Origin of the sequence: Saccharothrix sp. CCNWYY140 (assembly GCF_037401995.1) — a bacterium.
Lineage (GTDB): Bacteria > Actinomycetota > Actinomycetes > Mycobacteriales > Pseudonocardiaceae > Actinosynnema.
The window spans coordinates 1-7,099 of the sequence record NZ_JBBEGC010000215.1; the positions used below are offsets into that span (position 1 = coordinate 1).

Genomic DNA, 7,099 nt, shown 5'->3' on the forward strand with positions numbered 1-7,099 from the left:
ACGGGGATGACACAAGCAAGAAGCCCAAGTTGCGCTGTGTCCTCCTCGGTGGACTGCCGCTTGCCGGCTCCGCCGAACCGCGCTGCGCGCGGCGAGAGTGCGCGGGTCAGCCTCGGGTGATCTTGAGGATCTTGTCGTCGTTGCCGTTCGACGTGGTGACATAAAGGGCCTTGTCGGGGCCCAGTGCCGCGCCGCGCAAACGGTCGTAGGTGCCGTCGAGTTCGGCTGGGATGGACACCGAGTGCACGCCGCCCTCCACCGTGACCGTGAACAGCAGGACCTTCGCCCCCTTCAACGCCGTCACAGCCAACGCGCCATCCATGTCGCCCCACTCGGCGCCGTCCAAGAAAACCGCGTCGCAGATCGCCTCGGTAGGCCGCCCGGAGGACCACACCGCCGGCACGGCGTCGGGGAAGCGTTGCAGGTCGGTCATGGGTACGTCCTCGTCGTACCCGCCCACGGTGCCGCCCTTGGAGGGATCCCAGCCGTAGTTCTTGCCGGGCTTGATGACGTTGACCTCATCGTCCACATCCGGGCCGTGTTCCGCCGCCATGATCAAGCCGTCCTTGCGCACGGCGACGCCCTGCACGTTCCGATGCCCGTACGACAGGACCCCGCCCTCGCCGGTCGACAGATCCAGCTTCAGCACCTTGCCGCCGAAGCTGTTCATGTCCTGCGAGATCGACCCGCGCGCGGTGTCGCCGGTGCCTACCAGCAGGGAGCCGTCCTGGCCCAGGGACAGGCGGCAGCCCGAGTGTCGGCCGCTCGGATTTGTCGGCAAGCCGGCGCGCAGTGGGTCCTTGACGCGTCGGGCCTCGATGCCGTCCAGTTCCCAGGTGACCAGGCGGATGTCGGTGGCGGTGTTGAAGCACGTGGTGAACCGCTTGGTCGTCGCGAAGTCGGGGTGTACCAGCAGGCCCATCAGGCCGCCCTCGCCGCGCGCGACGACATCGCTCATAGCGGCCTTGACCTGCGTCTTCTGCCCCTTGTCGACTAGCACCAACCGGCCGGGGCGCTCGGTGACCAGCATCCGGCCGTCGGGCAGGAAGTCGACCTCCCACGGGTGTTCCAGGCCGCCGGTGACCACCTCGACCTTGATCCCCTTGGGCGGGTCCGTGGGCGGGGCGGTGCCGCCGGGGGAGTCCTCGGTCGAACACCCGGCTAGCAGCAACAACGCGGCAACCCCGACAACCCGGCGCATACCGCTCAGGATGCCGGCACGGAGGTGAATCCGGTCTACAGCGGATACGTCCGTTCGCGTGGCGGGCGGGCGGTGGCGGTCATCCAGATCCCCGTCCGGACGGGTCTCCCTCTGCTCCAGCGTGACCGCGCGGTCAACCGGTTTCACGTCCGGGTAATCGACCGGCGGAGTGTCAGGGGGTGCCCGTAGGCTGGAGGGCGAGCACCCCTCGCTGCGGGCGTCGAGTCCCGGGCAGGGGTCTGTTCTCGTCTGCCCTTGAGGGAGCCACGCAATGCCCCAGTCCGGCCCGCTGTCCGGCCTGTTGACCGCTGTCCTGTCCGACAAGGCGCTCACCACCCTGGTCGACTCCACCGGCACCCCCGGTCTGGAGCTGGAGGGCGCGCCCGCCGCGCGCCCGCTGGTCGTGGCCGCCCTGAGTCGCAAGGTGCCGGTGCTCGCCGTCACCGCCACCGGCCGCGAGGCCGACGAGCTGACCGGGGTCCTGTGCGACCTCATCGGGCACGACGCCGTGGCGAACTTCCCCAGCTGGGAGACGCTCCCGCACGAACGCCTCTCACCGCGCGCGGACACCGTCGGCGCGCGCCTCCAGGTGCTGCGCCGCCTCCGGCACCCCGGTGACGCACCGCTCAAGGTCGTCGTCGCCACGATCCGCAGCCTCATCCAGCCGATGGCCCCGGGCCTGGGCGACCTCGCGCCCGTGGACCTCGAAGTGGGTGTCGAGCAGGACTTCGACCAGCTCCTGCACGACCTCGCCCAGCTCGCCTACACGCGCGTGGACATGGTCGAGAAGCGCGGCGAGTTCGCCGTCCGCGGCGGCATCCTCGACGTGTTCCCGCCGACCGCCGAGCACCCCTTGCGCGTGGAGTTCTGGGGTGACGAGGTCAGCGAGATCCGGCCGTTCGCGGTGGCCGACCAGCGGTCGTTGCCGGAGAGCGTCCGGAAGTTCACCGCGCCGCCGTGCCGGGAGCTGCTGCTCACCGAGCGGGTCAAGGAGAAGGCCGCCGCGCTGGCCGCCGAGCACCAGGCGGACGCCCAGCTGGTCGAGATGCTGGACAAGATCGCGAACGGCATCCCGTCCGAGGGCATGGAGGCCCTGATCCCCGCCCTGTGCGAGGGCGAGTTGCAGCTGCTCACCGACGTCGTCCCGGACGGCACGCACGTCCTGCTGGCCGACCCGGAGAAGATCCGCGCCCGCGCCCACGACCTGGTCCGCACGGGTCAGGAGTTCCTCGAGGCGTCCTGGATGGCGGCGGCTGGCGGCGGCAAGGCCCCGATCGACCTGGGCGCGTCGGCCTACCGGGAGCTGGCCGAGGTGGCCGAGGCCGCCCGTGCCAAGGACCGGCCGTGGTGGACGCTCAGCCAGCTCACCACCGAGGGCTCGGACGTGGTCCGCCTGGAGTTCAAGCACGTCGAGGCCTACCAGGGCGACGTGGACCGGGCGTTCACCGACCTGCGCGCGCACACCGCGTCCGGCGGCACGGCCGTCCTGGTCGTCCCCGGCGCGGGCACCGCGCAGCGCGCGGTCGAGCAGCTCGCGGACGCCGAGGTGCCCGCCCTGCTCAAGGAAACCCTCGACGCGCCACCGAAAGCCGGCGCGGTCACCGTCGTGCGGGGCGCGCTGGAGGACGGCTTCGCGCTGCCCGACCTCGCCCTGGTCGTGCTCACCGAGACCGACCTGACCGGCGGGCGCGGCGGGACGTCCACGAAGGACATGCGGCGGATGCCGTCGCGCCGCCGCAACGCCGTGGACCCGTTGGCGCTCAAGCCCGGCGACTTCGTCGTGCACGAGCAGCACGGCATCGGCAAGTACGTGGAGATGGTGCAGCGGACCGTGGCCGGCGCCACCCGCGAGTACCTGGTGCTGGAGTACGCGTCCTCCAAGCGCGGCCAGCCCGGCGACCGGCTGTTCGTGCCCACCGACCAGCTCGACGAGGTGTCCCGGTACGTCGGCGGCGAGCTGCCCACGCTGAACAGGCTCGGCGGCAGCGACTGGAAGAACACCAAGGCCAAGGCGCGCAAGGCGGTCAAGCAGATCGCGGCCGAGCTGGTGCAGCTCTACGCCGCCCGCCAGTCCGCGCCCGGCCACGCCTTCGCCACCGACACCCCGTGGCAGCGGGAGCTGGAGGACGCGTTCCCGTTCACCGAGACCGTCGACCAGATGGCCGCGATCGACGAGGTCAAGGCCGACATGGAGCGGTCGGTCCCGATGGACCGGGTGATCTGCGGCGACGTCGGCTACGGCAAGACCGAGATCGCCGTGCGGGCGGCGTTCAAGGCGGTGCAGGACGGCAAGCAGGTCGTCGTCCTGGTGCCCACCACCCTGCTCGCCCAGCAGCACCTCAACACCTTCACCGAACGGATGCGCGCGTTCCCGGTGCAGGTCAAGGGCCTGTCCCGGTTCACCGACCCGGCCGAGGCCGAGCAGACCGTCGCGGGCTTGGCCGACGGCGAGGTGGACATCGTCATCGGCACGCACCGGCTGTTGCAGAAGGGCTTGCGGTACAAGGACCTCGGCCTGGTGATCGTGGACGAGGAGCAGCGGTTCGGCGTCGAGCACAAGGAGCACATCAAGGCGCTGCGCACGCACGTGGACGTGCTCACCATGTCCGCCACGCCGATCCCGCGCACGCTGGAGATGTCGCTGGCGGGCATCCGCGAGATGTCCACCATCCTCACCCCGCCCGAGGAGCGGCACCCGATCCTGACCTACGTCGGCCCGTACGACGACAAGCAGGTCGGCGCGGCGATCCGGCGCGAGCTGCTGCGCGACGGCCAGGTGTTCTACGTGCACAACCGGGTGTCGTCGATCGAGAAGGCCGCCCGCCGCATCCGGGACCTGGTGCCGGAGGCCCGCGTGGTCACCGCGCACGGCCAGATGAACGAGGACAAGCTGGAGAAGATCATCCAGGGGTTCTGGGAGCGCGAGTACGACGTGCTGGTGTGCACGACGATCGTCGAGACCGGCCTGGACATCTCCAACGCCAACACGCTCATCGTCGAGCGCGGCGACATGCTCGGCCTGTCCCAGCTGCACCAGCTGCGCGGACGCGTCGGCCGGGGCCGCGAGCGCGGGTACGCCTACTTCCTGTACCCGCCGGAGGCCCCGCTGACCGAGACCGCGCACGACCGGCTGGCGACCATCGCGCAGAACACCGAGCTGGGCGCGGGCATGGCCGTGGCCATGAAGGACCTGGAGATCCGCGGCGCGGGCAACATCCTGGGCGCCGAGCAGTCCGGGCACATCGCCGGCGTCGGGTTCGACCTGTACGTGCGGCTGGTCGGCGAGGCCGTCGAGGCGTTCCGCCGGCACGCGGGCGCGGAGGTCGACGGCGAGGAGGAGTTGGCCGAGGTCCGGGTGGACCTGCCGGTCGACGCGCACATCCCGCACGACTACGTGCCCGGCGAGCGGCTGCGCCTGGAGGCGTACCGCAAGATCGCGGCGGCGGGCGACGAGGCCGCGTTGCAGGCGGTGTGGGACGAGCTGAAGGACCGCTACGGCACCCCGCCGCTGCCCGTCGAGCGGCTGCTGGCCGTGGCCCGGTTCCGGCAGACGTGCCGCGCCCACGGCGTCACCGAGGTCGCGGTGCAGGGCGGCACCATCCGCTTCGCGCCGCTGGAGCTGAGGGACTCGCAGCTGGTCCGGATGCGGCGGCTGTTCCCGAAGGCGGTGTACAAGCAGGTCACGGGCACCGTGAACGTGCCTAGGCCGACCGAGGGAGCCGCCGGCGGCCGAATGGGCGCACCCCTGCTCCGGGACCAGGAACTGATCGACTGGTGCGCTCACTTTTTGGAGTCGTTGGCGGGTACACCCGTGGGCGGCGTCACGGGTTCGTGAGAAGGTAGCCGGCGTGAGGACAGTGCAGAGGCGCTTCACCCTGGTCGGCGCGGCGGTCGCACTCCTGGTGGCGGGCTGCGGCACCGGCCCGAGCCAGGTGGGCGCTGCCGCCATCGTCGGCGACTCCGTCATCCCCCTTCAGCAGGTCCAGCAGCGGCTGGACGTGATCCGGAAGAAGGAGCCGGACGCCCAGAAGCTCCAGGAACAGCACAAGTTCGACGAGGTCTCGCGGATCGCGATGAGCAACTACCTGCGGCACGAGCTGCTGGTGCGCGCCGCGGACCGCCAGGGCGTCACGGTGTCCGAGGACGCCGTCACCAAGGCGCTGGCCGACGCCGGCGGCCCCGAGGTCGCCTCCGAGGGCACCGTCTACGACTCCACGACCATCCGCGAGCGGGTCAAGGACCAGCTGCTCGCGGTCGAACTGGCGCGCAAGCACGTCGACAAGATGGAAGTCACGTTCGACTACTTCTACGCCAAGGACGACACCGACGCGAAGGACAAGGCCAAGCAGGTCGAGAAGGACCCGGCCAAGATGGCCGAGTTCGTCAAGGCCGCGCCGCAGAGCCCCGACGGCCAGCAGCTGGCCGGCCTGGGCGAGAAGCTGCACTCGGCCGAGGCCCCGAAGTTCGCGGCGACCCCGCTGTTCGGCGTGGCCCCCGGCACGGTCGTGGCCTTCGCGCCCGAGCAGGGCAACGCGCAGTGGATCGTCGCCTACGTGACCGACTTCAAGGACAACGCCCGCCCGCGCGGCGAGGCGTCCACCGAGCAGTTGGCACTGCGCACGCTGGAGAGCATCGGCGTGCGGCTGGCGCAACGGCTGGCCGGCGACCCGGAGATCAAGGTCAACCCGCGCTTCGGCGTGTGGGACCCGTCCGGCATCGCGTGCGCCGCGAACGAGCAGACGCTGAGCGGCTACCAGGCGGCGGTACGTTCGAAGTCGTGAGCACCGTCGTCCTCCTGGGTTCCCAGACCGTCCTGCCCGCCGCCGCGCTCCCCGCTCTTCGGGGCGCGGCGGCGGTCTTCGCTTCCCCTGACCTGGACCTTTCGGTGTGGGAGGGGGTGACTGCGTGGGATGCGGGGGTCGAAGGTCCGGTTGTGTACCTGACCGGGTCGTTGGACGACCCTCGGGCGCGGGAGTTGATCGCTTCCGGTGCCTCGGTGGTGCGTGGCCCGGTGGGGACGGCGTTGGTGGACGCGGCCCTGGTCATGGATCGGTTGCGCTCGCCGGGTGGGTGTCCTTGGGACGCGGAGCAGGATCACAAGTCTTTGCGGCAGTACCTCGTGGAGGAGACCTACGAGCTGCTGGAGGCCATCGAGGATGGCGATCGGGTGGCGTTGCGCGAGGAGCTTGGGGACGTGCTGTTGCAGGTTCTGTTCCATGCGCGGATTGCTGCGGAGGATGCCGAGCCGTTCGACATCGATGGGGTGGCCGGGGATCTGGTGACCAAGTTGGTCGGGCGTCATCCGCATGTGTTCGAGGGGCATGATCCGGCGGTTCGGGATGCGCATACGCAGCAGCATCGGTGGGAAGAGCTGAAGCAGGTCGAGAAGCAGCGCGAGTCCAGTGTGGATGGGGTGGCTACTGGGCAGCCTGCGGTGGCTTTGGCGGGGAAGCTCGCTCAGCGGACTGCTCGGGCGGGGTTGCCGGTGGATTTGTTGCCGGAGGGGGATGACGTCGGGAGCACGTTGTTCGCCGTGGCTGCCTTGGCGAAGTTGGCTGGGGAGGATCCGGAGACCGAGTTGCGGGCGGTGGCTCGGCGGTTCGAGGCGCAGGTGCGGGCGGCGGAGCGGTCGGCTCGGGCTGCGGGTGTTGGCAAGTTGACCGCTGAGGACTGGCGCGCTCACTGGCCGAGCTGAGGCGGCGGGCTGAGCTGCCGCGCGTTCAAGAGCGCGAAGCGCGTTCGAGCTTGCGAGCGGGGAGCGCGTCCCGTTTGGACCCGCGAAGCGTGGGCTTGAGGAAGCGAAGCGCCTGTCTAAAGATTAAAAGCGCCTCGCCGGCGGGCAGGCCGCCAAGGATGGACGGAAGGACAAGGGCGGGGGCTTCTTCCGTCATCCCCGTA

Annotated in this window: 4 protein-coding genes; 3 read left to right on the forward strand and 1 reads right to left on the reverse strand. The window is 70.5% G+C overall.

Annotated elements, in window-relative coordinates; translation table 11 throughout:
* Positions 1-106 precede the first annotated feature (106 nt).
* Complete coding sequence (locus WBN91_RS38445; RefSeq protein WP_337729228.1) at positions 107-1,201, reverse strand: PQQ-dependent sugar dehydrogenase; 1,095 nt, start codon at positions 1,199-1,201, stop codon at positions 107-109.
* Between the two features lie 271 nt (positions 1,202-1,472).
* On the opposite strand from WBN91_RS38445, the gene mfd reads away from it, so the two are divergent.
* The 3 genes from mfd to WBN91_RS38460 are packed head-to-tail and all read left to right on the forward strand — an operon-like array spanning position 1,473 to position 6,896.
* Positions 1,473-5,036: a transcription-repair coupling factor gene (gene mfd / locus WBN91_RS38450; RefSeq protein WP_337729227.1), complete on the forward strand. Its 3,564-nt coding sequence runs from the start codon at positions 1,473-1,475 to the stop codon at positions 5,034-5,036.
* A gap of 13 nt (positions 5,037-5,049) precedes the next feature.
* Complete coding sequence (locus WBN91_RS38455; RefSeq protein ID WP_337729226.1) at positions 5,050-5,982, forward strand: SurA N-terminal domain-containing protein; 933 nt, start codon at positions 5,050-5,052, stop codon at positions 5,980-5,982.
* Positions 5,979-6,896 (forward strand): MazG family protein, encoded by a 918-nt coding sequence (locus tag WBN91_RS38460; protein ID WP_337729225.1) that lies wholly within the window; start codon positions 5,979-5,981, stop codon positions 6,894-6,896. Before WBN91_RS38455 ends, WBN91_RS38460 begins: the two co-directional genes overlap by 4 nt.
* The last annotated feature ends 203 nt before the right edge of the window (positions 6,897-7,099 follow it).